1 protein-coding gene is annotated in these 436 nt (G+C 69.0%); it reads left to right on the plus strand.

Annotation, left to right across the window (positions count from 1 at the left end; all coding sequences use genetic code 11):
* On the plus strand, positions 1–436 hold a 436-nt coding region (pyrE, locus tag AC066S_RS39495), incomplete at both ends, for an orotate phosphoribosyltransferase (protein ID WP_478272011.1).

Consider the following 436-nt stretch of genomic DNA (forward strand, 5'->3'; position numbering starts at 1 on the left):
ATTCAAGACCAAGGCGGGCCGCATGAGCCCGTATTTCTTCAACGCGGGGCTCTTCGACGACGGCGCCAAGATGGGCCGGCTCGCGGAATTCTATGCAAAAGCCCTGATCGCCAGCGGCATCGAATTCGACATGGTCTTCGGGCCCGCCTACAAGGGCATCCCACTCGCCGCCACGGTGGCGGTGGAGCTGGCCCGCCAGGGCCGCAACGTGCCCTTCGCCTACAACCGCAAGGAGGCCAAGGACCACGGCGAGGGCGGCACGCTGGTGGGCGCGCCGCTGCAGGGCCGTGTGCTGATCGTGGACGACGTGATGTCCGCCGGCACGGCCGCGCGCGAATCCATCGCCCTCATCCGGGCCGCCGGGGCCGTGCCCCATGCGATGGCGATCGCCCTCGACCGCCAGGAAAAGGCCACCGAGAACGGCCGGGACGTGGAC

It is taken from the genome of Bradyrhizobium sp. CFUWI (genome assembly GCF_056429085.1).